The sequence below is a fragment of the Duffyella gerundensis genome, from assembly GCF_001517405.1.
Lineage (GTDB): Bacteria > Pseudomonadota > Gammaproteobacteria > Enterobacterales > Enterobacteriaceae > Duffyella > Duffyella gerundensis.
The window spans coordinates 792,938-813,538 of record NZ_LN907827.1 but is presented as its reverse complement, the minus strand read 5'-3'; the positions used below and the strand labels follow the sequence as shown (position 1 = coordinate 813,538).

Sequence of the window (20,601 nt, the reverse complement as noted above, 5' to 3'; positions counted from 1 at the left end):
CCTGATTACCTGTTTCAGCATGTGCCTGAACGGCACAGGCCGGTATAACCGACCAGTTTAACGCGCTGCCTGCACGACTTCGCGGGCAACGCGTTCAGTTGCATCGGGAATCGCTACCTGACGCGCTTTTTCCGCCATCGTCAGTAACGTGGGGCGATCCCACTGCTTCAGTGTTTCTGCTACTACAGTCGCGTTGAACTGCGGCTGTTCATAAATTTTTGCCGCGCCCGCTTTTTCCAGCGGCAGCGCGTTCCAGTACTGCTGGCGATCCTTATGCAGGAAAGGCACAAAAATCGCCGGTAATCCTGCAGCGGCCACTTCGCTGACGGTAAGTGCGCCGGAGCGACAGACCACCACATCAGCCCAGGCATAGGCCGCGGCCATATCATCGATAAACTCGGTAATATTGTGCTGCGTTTGCCCCTGCTGCGCATAAGCGTCAAGCACCACAGGCAGCGCACCCTTGCCAACCTGATGCCATATCGTTATCGCATCACCTAACTGCGCAGCGACCTGTGGTAAGGTTTGATTTAGCACGCGTGCGCCCTGACTGCCGCCTATCACCAGCACGCGGACAGGGCCCGTGCGACCGGCAAGGCGTACCGCCGGTAAAGGCAACGCCAGCACATCAGTACGTACCGGATTACCCACTACGTCAGCTTTCGCAAAGGCGCCAGGAAATGCCTGCAACACCGTGGTGGCGATTTTCGCCAGCCATTTGTTGGTTAAACCGGCAATGCCGTTCTGCTCGTGCAATACCACCGGCACGCCACAGCTCCAGGCGGCAAGACCACCGGGGCCAGAAACATAACCGCCCATGCCCAGCACCACATCAGGCTTGTACGCCTTCATGATGGCGCGCGCCTGACGCCAGGCGTTAAAAATACGCACCGGCGCCGCCAGCAGCGCCTTAATTCCTTTGCCGCGCAGGCCGCTGATACGGATGAAGTCGATCTCAATACCGTGTTTAGGTACCAAATCCGCCTCCATACGGTCGGCGGTGCCCAGCCAGCGCACCTGCCAGCCCTGCGCCATCAGATGATGCGCCACGGCCAGACCGGGGAAAACATGTCCGCCGGTACCCCCTGCCATGACCATCAACCGCTTTCCACTCATCGTGCACCTCGGGTAAACGCCTGTGCTTTGGCCAGCCGCGTTTCATAATCAATACGTAACAGAAAAACAATTGCCGTCGACATAATAATCAGGCTCGAACCACCGTAGCTGATCAGCGGCAAAGTCAGGCCTTTGGTTGGCAACATGCCTGCGGCCGCACCAACGTTAACCAGTGCCTGAAAGCTAAACCACACGCCGATGGAACAGGCGAGAAAACCGGCAAAACGCTGATCTAACTCCAGCGCACGACGGCCAATCGACATGGCACGAAAAGCGACGAAGAATACCATCAACAGTGCTAAAACCACACCGATATAACCGAGCTCTTCACCGATGATTGAGAAGATAAAATCGGTATGGGCCTCCGGCAGATATTCCAGCTTCTGCACTGAATTCCCCAGACCTTGTCCCCAGAACTCTCCACGACCAAAAGCCATTAACGACTGTGTCAGCTGATAGCCGCTGCCGAAGGGATCTTCCCATGGATTCCAGAATGAGGTCACGCGGCGCATACGATAAGGTTCAGCAATAATCAGCAGGATCACGGCAAAGATGCCGGAGCCGATAATCGCCAAAAACTGCCACAGTTTGGCTCCCGCCAGGAAGAGCATGGCCAGCGTAGTCACAAACAGCACAACCACCGTACCGAGGTCAGGCTGAGCCAGCAGCAGCACGGCCAGCACCACCATCACGCCCATCGGTTTGCAGAAACCCCAGAAGTTATTACGTACTTCCTCAACCTTGCGCACCAGATAGCTGGCGAGATAGCAAAACAGCGACAGCTTGGAGAGTTCAGCTGGCTGGATACGTAAGGGGCCAAGGGCAATCCAGCGCGATGCACCGTTTACCGAGCTACCCACTACCAGCACCACCAGCAACATCAGCACCGTGACCAGCAGCATCATGTTGCTGTAGCGCTGCCAGAAATCCATCGGCACGCGCAGCGTCACCAGCGCCATACCCAGCGCCAGAATCAGATAAAAAGCGTCGCGTTTGGCAAAGTAAAAAGCGTCGTCGTTGAGTCGCTGACCGACCGGCATCGATGCAGAGGTCACCATTACAAAGCCGATAATCGCCAGGCCAAAGGTCAGCCAAAGCAAAGTGCGATCGTACAACACCATGCTGGCGGTATCTTTTTCGCGGGTGCCCATCACCCACTCTTTCAGGCGGTTGGGCAGGCCTCCCGCGAGGCTTATGCCGGGAAATTTCATCAACCTAACTCCCTTGCCAGCTGCGCGAACGCATCGCCGCGCTGTTCGAAATTGCGAAATTGGTCAAGGCTGGCGCAGGCCGGAGAGAGCAATACCATGTCACCGCTTTGCACCTGCGATGCGATGGCCGTTACGGCCTGCTGTAGCGTATCGCAGCGTACGGAAATGTCCGGGCGCAGCGCAGCCAGTTGAGCGCCATCGCGGCCAAAGGCGTAAACGCGAATATTGTCGGCGGCTAAATAGGGAACGAGTGCAGAAAAGTCGGCCGATTTGCCGTCACCGCCAAGCAGCAGCCACAGCGTGCCTTTGACCTGCAGGCCCTGCAACGCCGCTTCGGTACTGCCGACGTTGGTGGCTTTAGAATCGTTGATCCAGCGCACACCGCGCTGTTCATGCACCAGTTGAAAGCGGTGCGGCAAGCCGGTGAAGGTCGTTAATGCTTTCAGGCTGGAAGCACGCGGCAGGTTAACCGCATCAGCCAGCGCCAGCGCCGCCAGGGCATTGGTATAGTTATGCTGGCCTACCAGCTTCATTTCATCGCTGTTGAGCACTTTCTCGCCTTTAACCCGCAGCCAGGTACTGCCCTGCTGGCGATTAAGATGATAATCGCCGACATCAATACCAAAGCTCACGCAGCGCTTGTCCGCCCCGCGCACCGGCATGGTCAGCGCATCGTCAGCGTTGACGATGCAGACGTCGGCCTGCTCATAAATGCGCAGTTTGGCCGCACGGTATTGCTGCATCCCAAGCGGATAGCGATCCATATGATCTTCTGTCACGTTCAGAATAGTGGCCGCCGCCGCCTGCAGGCTCCATGTGGTTTCCAGCTGAAAGCTCGACAGCTCAAGCACATACAGCTGAGCCGGGGTTTTTAGCAGGCTCAGCGCGGGCAAGCCGATGTTACCGCCCACGCCAACAGACCAGCCAGCAGCGCGGGCCATTTCACCGACCAGCGTGGTCACGGTACTTTTACCATTGGAGCCGGTGATCGCCACGATGGGCGCCTGCGCTTCACGGCAAAAGAGCTCAATGTCGCCAATGATTTCAATCCCGGCATCCGCGGCTTCCATCAGCGCCGGGTGCGCCAGCGCCATACCGGGGCTGGCGACGATCAGATCGCTGTTGAGTAACCAGCTGAGGTTCAAATCGCCGGTATGGCATTCGACCGTTTCGGGCAGTTTATCGATACCAGGCGGCGCAATGCGGGTATCCATCACGCGCGGCGTCACGCCCTGCGCGAGGAAAAAATCCACACAGGAGAGCCCGGTAAGGCCTAACCCGATAATGACAACGTTTCTGCCCTGATAGTCAGCCATAATTAACGCACCTTCAGCGTAGCCAGGCCGATCAGCACCAGCATCAGCGAAATAATCCAGAAGCGCACAATGACGCGCGGCTCCGGCCAGCCTTTCAGCTCATAATGGTGATGAATAGGTGCCATGCGGAAAATACGCTGGCCGCGCAGCTTAAATGAACCAACCTGCAGAATCACCGACAGCGTTTCCACCACGAAAACCCCGCCCATGATCAGCAGTAAAAACTCCTGACGCAGCAGTACGGCAATCGTGCCCAGCGCGCCGCCCAGCGCCAGCGAGCCTACATCGCCCATGAAAACCTGAGCCGGATAGGTGTTAAACCACAGAAAACCGAGGCCCGCGCCGACGATAGCCGTGCAGACGATCACCAGCTCACCCGCATGGCGCAGATAAGGAATGTGCAGGTATTCCGCAAAGTTAACGTTACCGGTCGCCCAGGCTACCAGTGCAAAACCGGCAGCCACAAACACCGTTGGCATAATAGCGAGGCCATCCAGCCCATCGGTGAGGTTGACCGCGTTGCTGGTACCGACAATCACGAAGTACGCCAGCGCCACATAGAGCAGCCCCAACTGCGGCATAACATCCTTGAAAAAAGGCACAACCAGCTCGGTTGCGGGCGTATCTTTGCCAATGCTGTACATGCCAAACGCCATCACCAGCGCGATAACCGACTGCCAGAAATATTTCCAGCGAGCGATCAGCCCTTTGGTGTCTTTGCGTACGACCTTGCGATAATCATCTACAAAGCCAACGATGCCGTAGCCCACCAGCACAAACAGCACGCACCAGACGTACGGATTGGAAGGATAGGCCCACATCAGCACCGAAATGGTAATGGAGGCGAGGATCATGATGCCGCCCATGGTCGGCGTACCGCGCTTACTGAAATGCGATTCAGGACCATCGTTACGCACGACCTGGCCAATCTGCAGCTTTTGCAGCCAGGCGATCAGACGTGGGCCCATCCATAAGCAGAGGAACAGCGCGGTCAGCAGGCTGACAATGGCGCGAAACGTCAGGTAAGAAAAGACGTTAAAACCAGAATAGAAAACGACCAGATGCTCGGCCAGCCAGACTAACATGTTCCTTTCTCCTGTAAGCTCTGTACTACCTGCTCCATGGCGGCACTACGTGAACCTTTGATTAAAATGGTCATCGCCGCATGTTCGGACAATAAATTTCGTAAACGTTCAGTTAGGGCAGTTTTTTCGCTGAAATGTTCGCCAACGCCGCTGGTTTCGCTGATATCGCGACTTAATGTACCTACGCTAAGCACCTTATCGATACCGGCATCGCGCGCGGCCTGGCCGACGTCACGGTGACACTGCACCGACTGCTCACCCAGCTCAGCCATATCGCCCACCACAAAAACGCGATAGCCCGGCATATCAGCCAGCACATTCACCGCGGCGGTCATTGAGCCCACGTTGGCGTTATAGCTGTCGTCAAGAATCAGCTGTCCCGGCGTCAGCACCACTGGAAACAAACGGCCTGGCACTGCCTGCAACTGGCTCAGACCGGCCTGGATCGCGTCGAGCGGCGCATCAACTGCCAGCGCCAGCGCCGCGGCAGCCAGCGCATTAGCGATGTTGTGGCGACCAGGCAGCGGCAGCGTGATAGCAATCGCGCCACGCGGGGTATGCAGCGTAAAGCGGCTGCCCTGTGCGGTCATCTGCAGATCGCTGGTGTAAAACTCGCTGTTCTCATTGCCTTCAGCAGTGAAACGCCACAGCGTTTTGTCCGCCAGCTGCGGCTGCCAGCCTGATAAGTCATGGCTTTGCAGGTTAACAATGGCGATGCCTTTTTCGGGCAGACCGGCAAAAATTTCGCCTTTGGCTTTGGCCACGCCCGCGAGGGAACCGAAACCTTCAAGATGCGCCGCGGCAAGATTGTTGATCAGCGCCGCTTCCGGCGAAGTCAGTGCCGTGGTGTAAGCGATCTCGCCCTGATGATTAGCACCCAGTTCGATTACGGCGTATTGATGTTGTGGGGTCAGGCGCAACAGCGTCAACGGCACGCCGATGTCATTGTTCAGGTTGCCTGCGGTATAGAGCGTTTCGCCGCACTGGCGCAGAATCGCCGCGGTCATCTCTTTTACCGAGGTTTTGCCGGATGAGCCGGTTAACGCCACCACGCGTGCACTGGCGTGCTGACGCACCCAGGCCGCAATCTGGCCCAGCGCAATGCGCGTATCGCTGACACGCACCTGAGGGATATCCGTAGAGAGGGGTCGACTCACTAATAACGCGGCAGCGCCCTGCCCTGCAGCCTGATCGATAAAGTCGTGCGCATCGAAGCGTTCGCCTGATAGCGCAATAAACAGAGAGCCCGCGGTGACTTTTCGCGTATCGGTGGTGACTTCGCTGATGCGCACGTTTTCGCCAATCAGCTCACCGCCAGTGATAGCGGCCAGCGTCTCTAAACTGAAGGTAATCATGCAATCACTCCCAGCAGGCGCGCCACGGTCAGGCGGTCGGAATAGTCGAGTCGGCGATTGCCGACAATTTGATAATCTTCATGGCCTTTGCCAGCGACCAGCACAATGTCGTCAGGTTTGGCCTGCATGATGCTGTTAGTTACCGCCTGTGCCCGACCAGCAACGACGCGCACGCGGCCCGGGTCAAGCAAGCCAGTGAGGATATCGTCCACTATCGCTTTGGGATCTTCGCCGCGTGGATTATCGTCGGTGATCACCACAACATCGGCAAACTGCTCAGCAATCGCGCCCATCAGCGGACGTTTACCTTTGTCGCGATCGCCGCCGCAGCCAAACAGGCACCATAGCTGGCCTTTGCAGTGCAAACGCGCCGCTTCAAGCGCTTTTTCCAGCGCATCTGGCGTATGGGCATAATCGACCACCACCACCGGCTTGCCTGGCGCGCTGAACACTTCCATACGCCCGCAGACCGGTTGCAGTTGGTTGCCAGTGGCGATCAACTGCGCAAGGGGATAATCAAGCGCCAGCAGCGTGGCCAACGCCAGCAGAAGATTGCTGACGTTAAACGCCCCCATCAGGCGGCTTTCGATTGTGCCTTCGCCCCAGCTTGAGGCAAATGCAACGGTCGCGCCGTTGTCGTGATAGCTCACCGCGGTGGCTTTTAACCAGCGACCGCGACAGCCCGGCTCGAGGTTTTCAGCCATGGTGACCGCAACCGCGTCGGGCAGATTTTGCAGCCAGCGAAAACCCGTTTCATCATCAGCGTTGATCACGACGACGCCGACGCTGTGCTCAGAGAAGAGCAACCATTTAGCGGCTTCGTACTGCGCCATATCACCGTGATAATCGAGATGATCGCGACTGAGATTGGTGAACACGCCCGCGGAGAAAGGCAGCGCCGCAACGCGATGCTGTACCAGCCCGTGTGAAGAGACTTCCATTGCCGCCAGCGTCGCGCCGCGCTGTTGCAGGCTGTGCAACAGCTGCTGCACTTCAACCGCTGAACCGGTGGTGTTTTCAGCTGGCGTCAACTCGCCGTACAGGCCGTTGCCCACCGTGCCCATCACCGCACTGTTTTCTCCCAACAGCTGCGCCCACTGCGCCAGCAGCTGCGTAGTCGTCGTTTTGCCATTGGTGCCGGTCACGCCAATCAGGCGCAGCTTATCGGCAGGCTGCTGGTAGAAGCGTCCCGCCAGCGCAGAAAGGCGCTGCTGCAGCTGAGCAAGATAGATAACCGGCACGCCATGCATGTCGCGGATATCTCCGTCTTCAGCTTCGCCTTCTGCTTCCGCGATGATCGCCGCCACGCCCTGGGCAATGGCTTGCGGAATAAAATGCCGACCATCAACGTGATGACCTGCGACTGCGACAAACAGATCGCCCGATGCCGCCGCGCGGCTATCAAGTGTCATGTCGCGAAGCGGACGCGATGGCGCGCCGCTTACCCACGGCGCCACCAGCTCGCGCAAGTTACGATCTGTCACTGGAACCCTCTTTAATGTTGTTCACCATTTCGCTTTTATCACCGCTCGGTAACGCATCAGGCTCAATGTTCATGGTGCGTAACACGCCGCCCATGATGGCACCAAACACCGGTGCCGATACCGCCCCGCCATAATATTTGCCTGCCTGTGGATCGTTAATCACCACCACCAGCGCAAAACGGGGCTGACTGGCAGGCGCAACGCCCGCGGTGTAAGCAATGTATTTGTTAACGTAACGGCCATCCGGGCCAACTTTTTTCGCGGTACCGGTTTTGATCGCAATTCGGTAGCCCTTGATCGCAGCCTTCACGCCACCGCCGCCCGGTAAGGCTACGCTTTCCATCATATGCACCACGGTTTTCACCAGCGACTCGGGAAAAACACGTTCGCCGGCAACGGGCGGATCAACTTTAGTAATGGAGAGCGGACGATGTATGCCATAACTGCCGATGGTGGCGTAGACACGCGCTAACTGTAACGGCGTTACCATTAGCCCGTAGCCAAAGGAGAAGGTGGCCCTCTCAATGTCAGACCACCGTTGTTTTTGCGGATATAAACCACTGCTTTCCCCGACCAATCCCAGATTGGTCGCTTTCCCCAGTCCAAAACGTGAGTAAGTATCTACTAACGCTGAGGAGGGCATCGCTAACGCGAGTTTGGATACGCCCACGTTACTCGACTTCTGTAATACGCCGGTCAGGGTCAATTCGTTATAACGTGCCACGTCTTTGATCTCGTGACCATTTACCCGATATGGCACGGTATGCAGCACGCTGTTCTCTTTCACTACGCCACGCTGCAGCGCCGCCATGACCACCATCGGTTTGACCGTCGAGCCAGGCTCGAAGATGTCGGTGATGGCCCGGTTACGCATCACATCTTTTGGCGTGTTGCTGAGATTATTAGGGTTGTACGCAGGGCTGTTGGCCATCGCCAATACTTCGCCGGTGTTCACATCAACCAGTACCGCGGTGCCCGATTCTGCTTTGTTAAAGGCGACGGCATTGTTGAGTTCGCGATAGACGAGAGCCTGCAGGCGTTCATCGATACTGAGCGTCAGGTTATGGGCTGCCTGGCTGTCGACCGATGAAACATCTTCAATCACCCGACCAAAGCGATCTTTACGCACGGTGCGTTCGCCCGGCTGGCCGGTCAGCCACTTATCAAAGCTCTTTTCAACGCCTTCAATGCCCTGCCCGTCGATATTGGTAAAGCCAATCAGGTGTGAAGTGACCTGCCCGGCCGGATAATAGCGGCGTGACTCTTCGCGCAGATGAATGCCCGGCAACTTCAGTTTCTTGATGTAGTCGCCGATGGCGGGATTGATTTGACGCGCCAGATAAACGAAGCGCCCTTTTGGATTCGCATTAACGCGGCTTGCCAGTTGATCGAGCGGAATAGAGAGCGCATCGGAAAGCGCCTTCCAGCGGCTGTCCAGCGTGATGCCGCCGCGATCGTGTAACTCTTTTGGATCGGCCCAGATGGCGTTTACTGGCACGCTCACCGCCAGCGGCCGTCCGGCGCGATCGCTGATCATGCCGCGAGCCGTTGGCACCGCCTGCACGCGCAGGGAACGCATATCGCCTTCGCGAACCAGCCGATCGGGATTAATCACCTGCAGATAGGCTACGCGCAACAACAGGCCAACCAGCGCCAGAAGAATACAGCCGCACAGCAACGCAAAACGCCAGCTTACAAAGCTGGCTTTATCTTCCGGTTTCTTCAATTTCAGCGTGCGTTTCCCGGCGCTCATTGAATCGGGTATTCCTTATTGCTGTACAATAATATTTTCCTGTGCTGGATCAACATGTTGAAGATGAAGCTTATCCGTCGCGGTGCGCTCGACCCGACTGTGGTCGCCCAGCGCGTTCTCTTCAAGGATCAGGTTACGCCACTCAATATCCAGAGCGTCACGCTCCAGCACCAGCTGCTCGCGCTGGGCAGTTAACAGGCGCGTTTTATGCGCCGTGGTCACTACCAGCACTGCCGATACCAGCACCGCGATCAGCGTAATTACCGGAATTTTGCCGTGACGCAGCAGATCGCCGCCAATCACGCCCGGCAGGCTGTGGCGCTCGTTGCCAATCATGCGTCGGTCCTTTCCGCAATACGCAGTACCGAACTGCGCGCACGCGGATTCTCCGCCACTTCACTTTCGCCTGGCATCATTTTGCCTAACGCTTTCAAGCCGCGACCACCCATCTTCTGCAACTGCGCTTCGGTCAGCGGTAAGCCGGCCGGCACCTGTGGACCGCGACTCTGTTCGCGCATAAAACGCTTCACGATGCGATCTTCCAGCGAATGGAAACTGATAACGGATAATCTGCCCTGTGGTGCCAGCACATCAAGCGCACCTTTAAGCGCCCTTTCAATCTCTTCCAGCTCGCTGTTTACCCAGATACGTATCGCCTGGAAACTGCGGGTCGCCGGATGTTTGAACTTATCCTTCACCGGCGTGGCAACGTAGATAACTTCGGCCAGTTCTTTGGTACGCGTCATTGGCTGTTCGCGATTACGCTCAACGATGGCGCGCGCAATTCGCTTAGCAAAGCGTTCTTCGCCAAAGGTTTTCAGCACAAAGGCGATATCTGCTTCATCAGCCTTCAACAGCCATTCTGCGGCGGATACTCCGCGAGAAGGATCCATGCGCATGTCCAGCGGGCCGTCACGCATAAAGGAGAAGCCGCGTTCTGCATCGTCAAGCTGCGGCGAGGAGACGCCGAGATCCAGCAAAATGCCGTCAATGTTGCCGCGTAAGCCGCGTTCATCGACATAATCGCTTAACTGAGAGAAAGGCCCGTGTACGATGGAAAACCGGGGATCATTGATTAATGCGGCGGCGGCAATCGCTTCAGGGTCGCGATCGATAGCAATCAAGCGTCCCTGTTCACCTAAATGAGAAAGGATCAGGCGTGAATGACCACCGCGCCCGAAAGTGCCGTCAATGTAAATACCGTCTGCTTTGATGTTAAGACCGTTAACTGCCTCATCCAAGAGCACCGTGGTGTGTTTGTAATTTTCCTGCATAGCTATAGCGACAAATCCTGCAATCGATCAGATAGTGGGTCCTGCGCCGACTGCTCAGCGTCAATATCATCCTTGACTTGTTGATACCAGGTCTGTTCATCCCACAGTTCAAACTTGTTGAACTGGCCAACCAGCATCACTTCTTTGGTCAGTCGTGCATGTTGGCGAAGCGTATTCGCTAACAATAAACGGCCTGCATTATCCATCTGGCATTCGCTGGCATGCCCCAATAACAGACGCTGCACGCGGCGTTCTGCGGGATTCATGCTGGATAAGCGAGACAGCTTTCGTTCGATAATTTCCCATTCGGGCAGGGTATAAAGCAGCAGGCAAGGCTGATGGAGGTCAATGGTGCACACCATTTGTCCCTGCGATTCGGCGCTCAGCGTGTCGCGATAGCGAACAGGAACGGCAAACCGTCCTTTATTGTCGAGATTGACTAACGTTGCCCCACGGAACATGCCAACCACGCCCTCACTGTTTTTACCACTTTATCCCACAAATACCCACGAGAGGAGTTTACGGAGCCGGGGAAATCATTGTCAAGCCGCAGCGCGGGCCGCAAACAATTATTTCCTGTATTTAAAAGCGGGCCATTTTAGAAAGGGTTCGCAAAATGGCTTTTTGAGGAAAATTAACCTGATGAATAATGACGTAAAAATTTCAGCTGCTCGTTAAATAGCCAAAAACATTTCTGGCAGGAAATATCTTATTACATCGATGATGTTGTGAGAGTCACTGCATTTTAGGGTATTTCTGAACGCACTTTAGCCGTCTGAGAGCACGCCAGGCAGGCATTCTGTCTGAATTGTCTTGTTGGCAAAAATTTAATCGCTGACGCCAATGCGCAATGTTTACTTTTATTTACCGGAGAAATGAGCGGAAGATCATTTTTCCTGCGCGCTATACCTGGAATTAAATACAGGCAGCATGGCCGCCTGTATTTAATTACGCCATTTTTCGATTTAATTTGCCGCGTCGAAATAAATTCCGGCGAATGCGTGTCAGCCCGGGCTTGGGTTTTTTCGGCTCATCCAGACTGGCTAATACCAGCTCCAGCACACGCTCAGCAACGTCGCGATGACGCTGCGCTACCGCCAGTACCGGACAGTCGAGGAAATCGAGCAGTTCATGATCGCCGAAGGTGGCAATCGCCAGATCCGTTGGCAGCCGCCCTTCGCGTCGCAGGGTCACATCCATCACGCCCTGTAGCAAGCCAAAGGAGGTGGTGAACAGCGCCTCCGGCATCGCATGCGTTTCCAGCCAGCCTTCGAAAGCCGCCGCCGCAGCGCTACGCTCAAAACTGTTAACGTAAAGGTAATCGATCGGCCGCGTATCGTCTTTCCAGGCTTCGCGAAACCCTTGCTCACGCAGGTAGCTAACCGACAGTTCAGGCAGCGCACCAAGATAAAGCACATTGTTCAGCGGAAGCTGACGCAATTCAGCCGCCAGCGCCTGGGAGTCATCCTGATCGGCTCCTACCACGCTGGTGAAGTGCTCACGATCCAGCGCGCGGTCTAACGCCACAATCGGCAGCGGATCGTTGATCCAGCGCTGATAGAAAGGATGTTCAGGCGGTAAGGACGTTGAAACGATAATGGCATCAACCTGACGCTGCAGCAGATGCTCAACGCAGCGCATTTCGTTGTCGGGCTGATCCTCAGAACAGGCAATCAACAATTGATAACCGCGCTGCCGTGCCTGGCGCTCAAGGTAGTTGGCAATGCGCGTATAGCTGGTGTTTTCCAGATCGGGGATCACTAAGCCAATGGAGCGGGTTCGTCCGGCGCGTAATCCTGCGGCCACCGCATTGGGATGATAATTATGCTCACGCACCACCGCCATCACCTTCTCAACGGTTTTTTCGCTGACACGATACTGCCGCGCTTTGCCATTTATGACGTAGCTGGCAGTGGTGCGCGAGACACCGGCCAGGCGCGCGATTTCATCCAGTTTCACTTTAACCTCATTCTTTTGCCACTCGCTGACGCAGAAACAATAGCCTCACGCGGGTTATGGATAATTTATGTGTTACATCTAACAGTAGAACATTCTCTACAGCAACCGCTTTTGATGGCACTTTTTGATCGGACGCAAAATAAAAAAACCCGACTTATCGCCGGGTTACCTGTGGTTTGAATCATCACGCAGCGTGATTAGCGCATAATGCGATCGCCACGCGAAACGCCAACGATTCCTGAGCGCGCCACTTCAACGATCTCAGCGACTTCGCGAACCGTTTTCAGGAAGGCATCGAGTTTGTCGCTGGTGCCAGTAAGCTGAACCGTGTAAAGCGTCGGCGTAACGTCAACGATTTGTCCACGGAAGATCTCCGCGCTGCGTTTCACCTCTTCGCGCCCGTAGCCGCTGGCCTGAATTTTCACCAGCATCACTTCACGCTCAACGTAATCGCCCTGCCCTAACTCGGTCACGCGCAGCACGTCCACCAGCTTGTGCAGTTGCTTTTCGATCTGCTCCAGCACCTTTTCATCACCAACCGTCTGAATGGTCATGCGGGAAAGCGTTGGATCGTCCGTAGGTGCCACGGTCAGGCTCTCAATGTTATATCCGCGCTGCGAAAACAGGCCAACCACTCGGGACAATGCGCCGGATTCGTTTTCCAGCAATACCGATAACACACGACGCATAATTACGTCCTCTCCGTTTTGCTTAACCACATTTCATCCATACCACCGCCGCGTACCTGCATCGGGTAAACATGCTCGGTGCCGTCTACATTGACGTCGACAAACACCAGTCGACCTTTCGCCAGTTCCGCCAGGGCAAAGGCGAGCTTCTCTTCCAGCTCTTCCGGACGCGCGATGGAAACCCCTACATGACCGTAAGCTTCTGCCAAACGAACAAAATCGGGCAGAGACTCCATATAAGACTGCGAATGGCGGCCAGAATAAATCATGTCCTGCCACTGTTTCACCATGCCGAGGAAACCGTTGTTCAGATTGAGCACCATCACCGGCAGACCATACTGCAGTGCGGTGGAGAGCTCCTGAATGTTCATCTGAATGCTGCCGTCGCCGGTAACGCAGACCACCGTCTCTTCCGGCAGGGCGAGCTTTACGCCCAGCGCGGCTGGTAAACCAAAGCCCATGGTGCCCAGGCCACCAGAGTTGATCCAACGACGCGGTTTATCAAATGGATAATAGAGCGCAGCGAACATCTGATGCTGGCCAACGTCTGACGTAACGTACGCATCGCCGTGGGTCAGTTTCCAGATGGTTTCAATAACCGCCTGCGGCTTGATTTGATCGCTGGTACGATCGAACTCGAGGCAGTGGCGGGAACGCCAGCTTTCAATGCTCTGCCACCAGTCGCGCAGGCTGTCGAATTGCTGTTGCGACTCGTTTTGCGCCAGCAGTTCCAGCATCAGTTGTAGCACCCACTTCGCATCGCCCACGATAGGCACATCGGCCGCCACGGTTTTTGAAATTGAGGTCGGATCGATATCGATGTGCAGCACAGTGGCATCAGGACAATATTTTGCCAGGTTGTTGGTGGTGCGATCGTCAAAACGCACGCCTACTGCGAAAATCACATCGGCATTGTGCATGGTCATGTTGGCTTCATAGGTGCCGTGCATGCCCAGCATGCCTAAACTTTGCCGATGCGTAGCGGGAAAGCCGCCGAGCCCCATTAACGAAGAGACCACCGGCAGGTTCAGCTTTTCAGCCAATGCACGCAACGCATCATGGCACTCCGCATTGATCACACCCCCACCGGCGTAGATCACCGGTTTATGCGCAGCAAGCAGCGTCTGCAACGCACGCTTGATTTGTCCTTTATGTCCCTGAGTAGTCGGATTGTAAGAGCGCATGCTCACCGACTCTGGCCAGATATAGGGCAGCTTATTCGCCGGGCTTAAAATGTCTTTGGGCAGATCGATAACCACGGGGCCGGGACGGCCGCTGGCCGCCAGCCAGAACGCTTTCTTCAACGCGTCAGGAATATCTTCCGCCCGCTTAACCAGAAAACTGTGTTTTACGATAGGACGTGAAATGCCGACCATGTCGCATTCCTGAAACGCGTCATAGCCAATTAAAGAAGAAGGTACCTGGCCAGAGAGCACCACCAGCGGAATTGAATCCATATAGGCCGTGGCGATACCGGTAATCGCATTCGTCGCGCCCGGACCTGAGGTGACCAGCACCACACCGACATCACCGGTCGCGCGTGCATAGCCATCGGCCATATGCACGGCGCCCTGTTCATGGCGGACTAAAATATGATCGATACCGCCGACGGTTTGTAGCGCATCGTAGATATCCAGTACCGCTCCGCCCGGATAGCCGAACACATGTTTAACACCTTGGTCGATCAACGATCGAACAACCATTTCGGCTCCTGACAACATCTCCATTCTTGCCTCCCGGCTTGAGGATGCGCCCGCACTGCATCTGTAAAACAGCTGCTACCAGGCAAAGGCGCCATCTCATGTTTACGCATAGATTCCGGAAATCATTTCCCGAATCGGGTACAGGGTTCTGTCACCCTTTATTTTCTTCTGATGTGAAGGGTCGAATTACCATAACCGTAGAAGCCTGGGCCAGGCAAACGGCAAGCATGGCTTTGCGCGTGAAATACGCCAGGAGCTCACTATCTGGCGCGCTTTTCAGGCGTGGAATTGACTAATTCCCGGGCTGCTAAAAAGAGAGTTATGCTGAATCACCGATTATTTGCAGGTTGATAATAGTCTTATTAACAATTGGCCTGCCTTAAGCATAGTGGGCCATGTTGATGCAGGTGAAAAAAGCGGTGCGATCCACTGTTTTTCAGCGCTCAAACCTAATTTACCTCTGACCATAAATCATCTAAATCGGTTTTTTCATCACTGAACCATCATTAAATTAACGTTTAATTTCAACGACTTTAAAAGCCTCTCGCCGGTTGCGAAGCAAGAATATCCCCGATAAATATCTTGCTCCACAATTCCACGAATTAACATCGTCTGTTATTTGCGATCGAGCCAGCATAATTTACTTTTTAATCGAAAAAATTAACCCTGCATTCAAGGTTGACATCGAAAGCTGATTCCCGTACCAATATAGGCACACCCTATTTTTAAGGTTTGAATTCATGATTCGTTTTACCCGCCTACTCGGTCTACTACTAAACGCACCTCTGCTGCGCGGTAGGCTTGTGGGCGGAATCAAACACTGATTCGAGCCTGAACAAATCAAGAAACCCGCGCCATGCGCGGGTTTTTTTATGCTCGTTGCACGGTGAAGCTAACGTTAAAGGATGAATACGATGAGCCAACAAGTGATCATTTTCGACACCACACTGCGTGATGGTGAGCAGGCCTTACAGGCAAGTCTGAGTGTAAAAGAGAAACTGCAAATTGCGCTGGCGCTGGAAAGAATGGGTGTTGACGTGATGGAAGTCGGTTTCCCGGTCTCTTCGCCAGGCGATTTTGAATCGGTACAAACCATTGCCCGCACCATCAAAAACAGCCGTGTCTGCGCACTGGCGCGCTGCGTTGAAAAGGATATCGATGCGGCTTATGAATCTTTGCGCGTGGCGGATGCTTACCGCATTCACACCTTTATCGCCACCTCGCCAATGCACATCGCCACCAAATTACGCAGCACCCTGCCGGAAGTCATTGAACGTGCGGTGCACATGATCAAGCGTTCACGCAATTATACCGACGACGTGGAATTCTCCTGCGAAGACGGTGGTCGTACACCGATTGACGATCTGTGTCAGGTGGTCGAAGCCGCGATCAATGCCGGCGCCACCACCATCAATATTCCCGATACCGTGGGCTACACCCTGCCAGGCGAATATGCCAATATCATTGCTCAGCTGCGCAATCGCGTGCCGAACATTGATAAAGCGATTTTGTCTGTGCATACCCACGACGATTTGGGTATGGCTACCGGTAATGCACTGGCCGCGGTTATCGCCGGTGCCCGCCAGGTAGAAGGCACGCTGAATGGCTTAGGCGAACGGGCCGGTAACTGTGCGCTGGAAGAGGTGATCATGGCGATTAAAACCCGCCAGCAGATCATGAACGTGCACACCGGCATTCATCATCAGGAAATTTACCGCACCAGTCAGCTGGTCAGCCAGATCTGCAACATGCCGATTCCGGCGAATAAAGCCGTGGTCGGTTCCAACGCCTTTGCGCATTCATCCGGCATTCATCAGGATGGCGTGCTGAAAAATCGTGAAAACTACGAAATCCTGACGCCTGAGTCGATCGGTCTGAACCAGGTACAGCTGAACCTGACCTCGCGTTCCGGACGCGCGGCCGTGAAGCACCGTATGGAAGAGATGGGTTACAAAGAGAGCGATTACAGCCTGGATTCTCTGTATGACGCCTTCCTGAAGCTGGCCGATAAAAAGGGCCAGGTATTCGATTATGACCTGGAAGCGCTGGCGTTCATTAATAAGCAGAACGAAGAGCCGGAATATTTCCAGCTGCGCGATTTTAACGTGCAGTCAGGTTCCACCATTAACGCCACCGCCTCGGTAAATCTGGGCTGCGGCGACGAAGTGAAAGCGGAAGCGGCGACCGGCAACGGTCCGGTTGATGCGGTCTACCAGGCGATCAATCGCATTACTGCGTTTGATATCGAACTGGTGAAATATCAGCTGACCGCCAAAGGTCATGGCGAGAACGCGCTGGGCCAGGTGGATATCGTCGTTAATTACAATGGTCGCAAATTCCACGGCATCGGTCTGGCGACCGATATTGTCGAATCCTCAGCCAAAGCGATGGTCAATGCCCTGAACAACATCTGGCGGGCGAAGCAGGTTGAGCAAGAGTTACAGCGCAAATTTAATTCAGAACAGAAGGAAACGGTGTGAACATGTCAAAAAGTTATCATATCGCGGTATTACCGGGAGACGGCATTGGACCAGAAGTGATGGCGCAGGCCAGCAAAGTGTTGGATGCCCTTCGTCAGCGTTTTGGCATGCGCATCACCACCAGCGAATATGATGTGGGCGGCATCGCCATCGATCGTCACGGCCAGCCGCTGCCACCCGCCACCATCGCAGGTTGTGAACAGGCCGACGCCATTCTGTTTGGTTCCGTGGGCGGCCCGAAATGGGAAAATTTGCCACCGGCAGAACAACCGGAGCGTGGCGCCCTGCTGCCGTTACGTAAGCACTTTAAGCTGTTTAGTAATCTGCGTCCGGCGTCGCTGTATAAAGGTCTGGAAGCATTTTGTCCGCTGCGCAGCGATATCGCCGCCAAAGGCTTCGATATTCTGTGCGTACGCGAATTAACCGGCGGCATCTACTTTGGCCAGCCCAAAGGCCGTGAAGGTACCGGTCCGCACGAGCGCGCTTTCGATACCGAGGTGTACCATCGTTTTGAAATTGAGCGCATTGCGCGTATCGCGTTTGAGTCCGCCCGTAAACGCCGTAGCAAAGTGACCTCAATTGACAAAGCCAACGTGCTGCAAACGTCGGTGATGTGGCGTGAAATCGTTAACGAGATTGCGAAAGAGTATGCCGACGTGCAGTTAAGCCATATGTATATCGACAATGCCACCATGCAGTTAATCAAGGATCCGTCGCAGTTTGACGTCCTGCTCTGCTCTAACCTGTTTGGCGATATCCTGTCTGATGAGTGCGCCATGATCACCGGCTCGATGGGCATGCTGCCATCAGCCAGTCTGAACGAGCAGGGTTTTGGTTTATACGAGCCTGCGGGCGGTTCGGCACCAGACATTGCCGGCCAGAATATTGCTAACCCGGTAGCGCAAATCTTGTCGCTGGCGCTGCTGTTGCGCTACAGCCTGGACGCTGCCGATGCCGCAGATGCGATTGAACACGCCATCAATCGTGCGCTGGAACAAGGTTACCGCACCCGCGATTTGGCCGGTGACGGCCCTGCCGTGAGCACGGATGAGATGGGCAGCATCATTGCTCGCTTTATCGCCGAGGAAAAATAAAATAATGAAAACCTTATACCAGAAGTTATTTGATGCACATGTCGTTCATGAAACCCCAGACGAAACGCCGTTGCTCTATATCGATCGTCATCTGGTGCACGAAGTCACCTCGCCACAGGCGTTTGACGGCCTGCGCGCCCATGGCCGCAAGGTGCGTCAGCCATCGAAAACGTTCGCCACCATGGATCACAACGTGTCGACGCAAACCAAAGACATCAACGCTTCGGGCGAGATGGCGCGTATTCAGATGCAGGAACTGATCAAGAACTGCGCTGACTTTGGCGTGCAGTTGTATGATCTGAATCACCCGTTTCAGGGCATCGTGCATGTGATCGGTCCTGAGCAAGGCATGACTCTGCCCGGCATGACTATTGTGTGCGGCGATTCACACACCGCCACGCACGGCGCGTTTGGCTCGCTGGCGTTTGGTATCGGCACCTCGGAAGTGGAACATGTGCTGGCGACGCAGACGCTGAAGCAGGGCCGGGCGAAGACGATGAAAATCGAAGTCACCGGCCAGGCGGCTGAAGGCATTACCGCCAAAGATATCGTGCTGGCAATCATCGGCAAAACCGGCAGCGCTGGCGGTACCGGTCACGTGGTGGAGTTCTGTGGCGAAGCGATTGAAGCGCTGAGCATGGAAGGCCGCATGACGCTGTGCAACATGGCGATTGAAATGGGTGCCAAAGCGGGCCTGGTGGCGCCGGATGAAACCACGTTTGCGTATCTGCAGGGCCGTCAGTTCGCACCAAAAGGCGAAAAATGGGAGCAGGCAGTAGCCTACTGGCGCACGCTGAAATCGGACAGCGATGCGCAATTCGACAGCGTTGTCACCTTGCAGGCTGCGGATATCGCGCCACAGGTGACCTGGGGCACGAACCCGGGTCAGGTTATTGCCGTAAACCAGCCGATTCCTAACCCCGCCTCTTTCGCCGATCCGGTTGAGCGCGCCTCCGCTGAGAAAGCGCTGGCCTATATGGATCTGCAGCCAGGCATTCGGTTGACCGACGTTGCTATCGATAAAGTGTTTATCGGTTCGTGCACCAACTCACGCATCGAAGATTTACGTGCCGCGGCCGCGATCGCCAAAGGCCGTAAAGTGGCGGCGGGCGTGGTCGCAATGGTGGTGCCCGGTTCTGGCCCGGTAAAAGCGCAGGCTGAACAGGAAGGCCTGGATAAGATCTTCCTTGATGCCGGTTTTGAATGGCGTCTGCCTGGCTGCTCAATGTGCCTGGCGATGAACAACGATCGTCTGAATCCCGGCGAACGCTGTGCCTCTACCAGCAACCGTAACTTTGAAGGCCGTCAGGGCCGTGGCGGCCGAACGCATCTGGTAAGCCCGGCGATGGCCGCCGCAGCAGCTGTTACCGGCCATTTTGCCGACATTCGCGAACTGAATTAAGGAACGTCTCATGGCGAAGAAATTTACGCAACACACCGGTATTGTCGCCCCGCTGGATGCCGCTAACGTCGATACCGATGCCATTATTCCCAAGCAGTTTTTGCAGAAGGTAACGCGCACCGGTTTCGGTCAGCATCTGTTCAACGACTGGCGCTTTCTTGATGACGCCGGACAGCAGCCTAATCCGGAATTTGTGCTGAATAAGCCTGAATTCAAAGGCGCCAGTATCCTGCTGGCACGGGAAAACTTTGGCTGTGGCTCCTCACGTGAGCATGCGCCCTGGGCGCTGACCGACTTCGGTTTTCACGTGGTGATTGCGCCGAGCTTTGCCGACATCTTTTATGGCAACAGCTTCAACAACCAGCTGCTGCCGGTGGTGCTGAGCGAAGAGGACGTTGAGACGTTGTTTCAGCTGGTGAAGGCGCAGCCTGGCATTCGTTTTACCGTGGATCTGGAAGCGAAAACGGTGACAGCGGGTGATAAGAGCTATGCGTTTGATCTTGATGCCTTCCGCCGCCACTGCATGATCAACGGCCTCGACAGCATTGGTCTGACGCTGCAGCATAACGCTGCCATCGACAGCTACGAGCACAATCAGCCCGCGTTCCTGCGCTGAGCTGAGCTGAGGATAAGCCGCATAAAAAAGGCCGGCGCATGCCGGCCTTTTTTATCGCCTGCGA

18 protein-coding genes are annotated in these 20,601 nt (G+C 55.3%); 5 read left to right on the top strand and 13 right to left on the bottom strand.

All coding sequences use genetic code 11. From position 1 onward, the window contains the following. Positions 1-57: 57 nt before the first annotated feature. The 13 genes from murG to ilvI form a co-directional block, all read right to left on the bottom strand. Complete coding sequence (gene murG / locus EM595_RS03620; RefSeq protein WP_067427959.1) at positions 58-1,116, bottom strand: undecaprenyldiphospho-muramoylpentapeptide beta-N-acetylglucosaminyltransferase; 1,059 nt, start codon at positions 1,114-1,116, stop codon at positions 58-60. After that, positions 1,113-2,327 carry a cell division protein FtsW gene (gene ftsW / locus EM595_RS03615; protein WP_067427957.1) on the bottom strand — a complete coding sequence of 405 codons (1,215 nt, stop codon included), beginning with the start codon at positions 2,325-2,327 and terminating at the stop codon, positions 1,113-1,115. The genes murG and ftsW overlap by 4 nt, the downstream gene beginning before the upstream one ends. Then, positions 2,327-3,643: a UDP-N-acetylmuramoyl-L-alanine--D-glutamate ligase gene (gene murD, locus EM595_RS03610; protein ID WP_067427955.1), complete on the bottom strand. Its 1,317-nt coding sequence runs from the start codon at positions 3,641-3,643 to the stop codon at positions 2,327-2,329. The genes ftsW and murD overlap by 1 nt, the downstream gene beginning before the upstream one ends. 2 nt (positions 3,644-3,645) lie before the next feature. Next, positions 3,646-4,728: a phospho-N-acetylmuramoyl-pentapeptide-transferase gene (gene mraY / locus EM595_RS03605; protein ID WP_067427953.1), complete on the bottom strand. Its 1,083-nt coding sequence runs from the start codon at positions 4,726-4,728 to the stop codon at positions 3,646-3,648. After that, positions 4,722-6,083 (bottom strand): UDP-N-acetylmuramoyl-tripeptide--D-alanyl-D-alanine ligase, encoded by a 1,362-nt coding sequence (gene murF, locus EM595_RS03600; protein ID WP_067427951.1) that lies wholly within the window; start codon positions 6,081-6,083, stop codon positions 4,722-4,724. The genes mraY and murF overlap by 7 nt, the downstream gene beginning before the upstream one ends. Continuing rightward, the gene (gene murE, locus EM595_RS03595; protein WP_067427949.1) at positions 6,080-7,567 is read right to left on the bottom strand and encodes a UDP-N-acetylmuramoyl-L-alanyl-D-glutamate--2,6-diaminopimelate ligase; all 1,488 of its coding nucleotides are present in this window, start codon (positions 7,565-7,567) and stop codon (positions 6,080-6,082) included. The genes murF and murE overlap by 4 nt, the downstream gene beginning before the upstream one ends. Continuing rightward, positions 7,554-9,320: a peptidoglycan DD-transpeptidase PBP3 gene (locus EM595_RS03590; protein ID WP_067427948.1), complete on the bottom strand. Its 1,767-nt coding sequence runs from the start codon at positions 9,318-9,320 to the stop codon at positions 7,554-7,556. Before EM595_RS03590 ends, murE begins: the two co-directional genes overlap by 14 nt. Positions 9,321-9,335: 15 nt before the next feature. Next, the gene (gene ftsL, locus EM595_RS03585; protein WP_067427946.1) at positions 9,336-9,656 is read right to left on the bottom strand and encodes a cell division protein FtsL; all 321 of its coding nucleotides are present in this window, start codon (positions 9,654-9,656) and stop codon (positions 9,336-9,338) included. Next, complete coding sequence (gene rsmH / locus EM595_RS03580; protein ID WP_067427945.1) at positions 9,653-10,594, bottom strand: 16S rRNA (cytosine(1402)-N(4))-methyltransferase RsmH; 942 nt, start codon at positions 10,592-10,594, stop codon at positions 9,653-9,655. The genes ftsL and rsmH overlap by 4 nt, the downstream gene beginning before the upstream one ends. A gap of 2 nt (positions 10,595-10,596) precedes the next feature. Beyond that, positions 10,597-11,055: a division/cell wall cluster transcriptional repressor MraZ gene (gene mraZ, locus EM595_RS03575; RefSeq protein ID WP_067427943.1), complete on the bottom strand. Its 459-nt coding sequence runs from the start codon at positions 11,053-11,055 to the stop codon at positions 10,597-10,599. A 487-nt stretch (positions 11,056-11,542) separates the two neighbouring features. Next, positions 11,543-12,553, bottom strand: a complete 1,011-nt coding sequence (cra, locus tag EM595_RS03570; RefSeq protein WP_067427941.1) for a catabolite repressor/activator — start codon at positions 12,551-12,553, stop codon at positions 11,543-11,545. A gap of 197 nt (positions 12,554-12,750) precedes the next feature. Beyond that, positions 12,751-13,242, bottom strand: a complete 492-nt coding sequence (gene ilvN / locus EM595_RS03565; RefSeq protein ID WP_067427939.1) for an acetolactate synthase small subunit — start codon at positions 13,240-13,242, stop codon at positions 12,751-12,753. Between the two features lie 2 nt (positions 13,243-13,244). Then, complete coding sequence (gene ilvI / locus EM595_RS03560; protein ID WP_067427937.1) at positions 13,245-14,969, bottom strand: acetolactate synthase 3 large subunit; 1,725 nt, start codon at positions 14,967-14,969, stop codon at positions 13,245-13,247. 716 nt (positions 14,970-15,685) lie between these two features. Here ilvI and leuL point away from each other — a divergent pair. The 5 genes from leuL to leuD all read left to right on the top strand — a co-directional run bounded on the left by leuL (position 15,686) and on the right by leuD (position 20,537). Next, entirely contained in the window at positions 15,686-15,769 is an 84-nt protein-coding gene (gene leuL / locus EM595_RS21505; protein WP_157883906.1) for a leu operon leader peptide, read from the top strand. Between the two features lie 90 nt (positions 15,770-15,859). After that, entirely contained in the window at positions 15,860-17,425 is a 1,566-nt protein-coding gene (leuA, locus tag EM595_RS03555) for a 2-isopropylmalate synthase (protein ID WP_067427935.1), read from the top strand. Between the two features lie 2 nt (positions 17,426-17,427). Then, entirely contained in the window at positions 17,428-18,519 is a 1,092-nt protein-coding gene (leuB, locus tag EM595_RS03550; protein WP_067427933.1) for a 3-isopropylmalate dehydrogenase, read from the top strand. Positions 18,520-18,523: 4 nt separating this feature from the next. Beyond that, on the top strand, positions 18,524-19,921 hold the full coding sequence (leuC, locus tag EM595_RS03545; protein WP_067427932.1) for a 3-isopropylmalate dehydratase large subunit: 1,398 nt from the start codon (positions 18,524-18,526) through the stop codon (positions 19,919-19,921). A gap of 10 nt (positions 19,922-19,931) precedes the next feature. Then, entirely contained in the window at positions 19,932-20,537 is a 606-nt protein-coding gene (gene leuD / locus EM595_RS03540; RefSeq protein ID WP_067427931.1) for a 3-isopropylmalate dehydratase small subunit, read from the top strand. Positions 20,538-20,601 lie beyond the last annotated feature (64 nt).

What these genes read in the sequence shown, in the direction of transcription:
- murF (WP_067427951.1), bottom strand. Translation starts at nt 6,083, where the DNA reads ATGATTACCTTCAGTTTAGAGACGCTGGCCGCTATCACTGGCGGTGAG.
- leuD (WP_067427931.1), top strand. Translation starts at nt 19,932, where the DNA reads ATGGCGAAGAAATTTACGCAACACACCGGTATTGTCGCCCCGCTGGAT.
- ilvI (WP_067427937.1), bottom strand. Translation starts at nt 14,969, where the DNA reads ATGGAGATGTTGTCAGGAGCCGAAATGGTTGTTCGATCGTTGATCGAC.
- ftsL (WP_067427946.1), bottom strand. Translation starts at nt 9,656, where the DNA reads ATGATTGGCAACGAGCGCCACAGCCTGCCGGGCGTGATTGGCGGCGAT.
- leuC (WP_067427932.1), top strand. Translation starts at nt 18,524, where the DNA reads ATGAAAACCTTATACCAGAAGTTATTTGATGCACATGTCGTTCATGAA.
- ftsW (WP_067427957.1), bottom strand. Translation starts at nt 2,327, where the DNA reads ATGAAATTTCCCGGCATAAGCCTCGCGGGAGGCCTGCCCAACCGCCTG.
- leuL (WP_157883906.1), top strand. Translation starts at nt 15,686, where the DNA reads ATGATTCGTTTTACCCGCCTACTCGGTCTACTACTAAACGCACCTCTG.
- leuA (WP_067427935.1), top strand. Translation starts at nt 15,860, where the DNA reads ATGAGCCAACAAGTGATCATTTTCGACACCACACTGCGTGATGGTGAG.
- mraY (WP_067427953.1), bottom strand. Translation starts at nt 4,728, where the DNA reads ATGTTAGTCTGGCTGGCCGAGCATCTGGTCGTTTTCTATTCTGGTTTT.
- leuB (WP_067427933.1), top strand. Translation starts at nt 17,428, where the DNA reads ATGTCAAAAAGTTATCATATCGCGGTATTACCGGGAGACGGCATTGGA.
- murG (WP_067427959.1), bottom strand. Translation starts at nt 1,116, where the DNA reads ATGAGTGGAAAGCGGTTGATGGTCATGGCAGGGGGTACCGGCGGACAT.
- EM595_RS03590 (WP_067427948.1), bottom strand. Translation starts at nt 9,320, where the DNA reads ATGAGCGCCGGGAAACGCACGCTGAAATTGAAGAAACCGGAAGATAAA.
- mraZ (WP_067427943.1), bottom strand. Translation starts at nt 11,055, where the DNA reads ATGTTCCGTGGGGCAACGTTAGTCAATCTCGACAATAAAGGACGGTTT.
- rsmH (WP_067427945.1), bottom strand. Translation starts at nt 10,594, where the DNA reads ATGCAGGAAAATTACAAACACACCACGGTGCTCTTGGATGAGGCAGTT.
- ilvN (WP_067427939.1), bottom strand. Translation starts at nt 13,242, where the DNA reads ATGCGTCGTGTGTTATCGGTATTGCTGGAAAACGAATCCGGCGCATTG.
- murD (WP_067427955.1), bottom strand. Translation starts at nt 3,643, where the DNA reads ATGGCTGACTATCAGGGCAGAAACGTTGTCATTATCGGGTTAGGCCTT.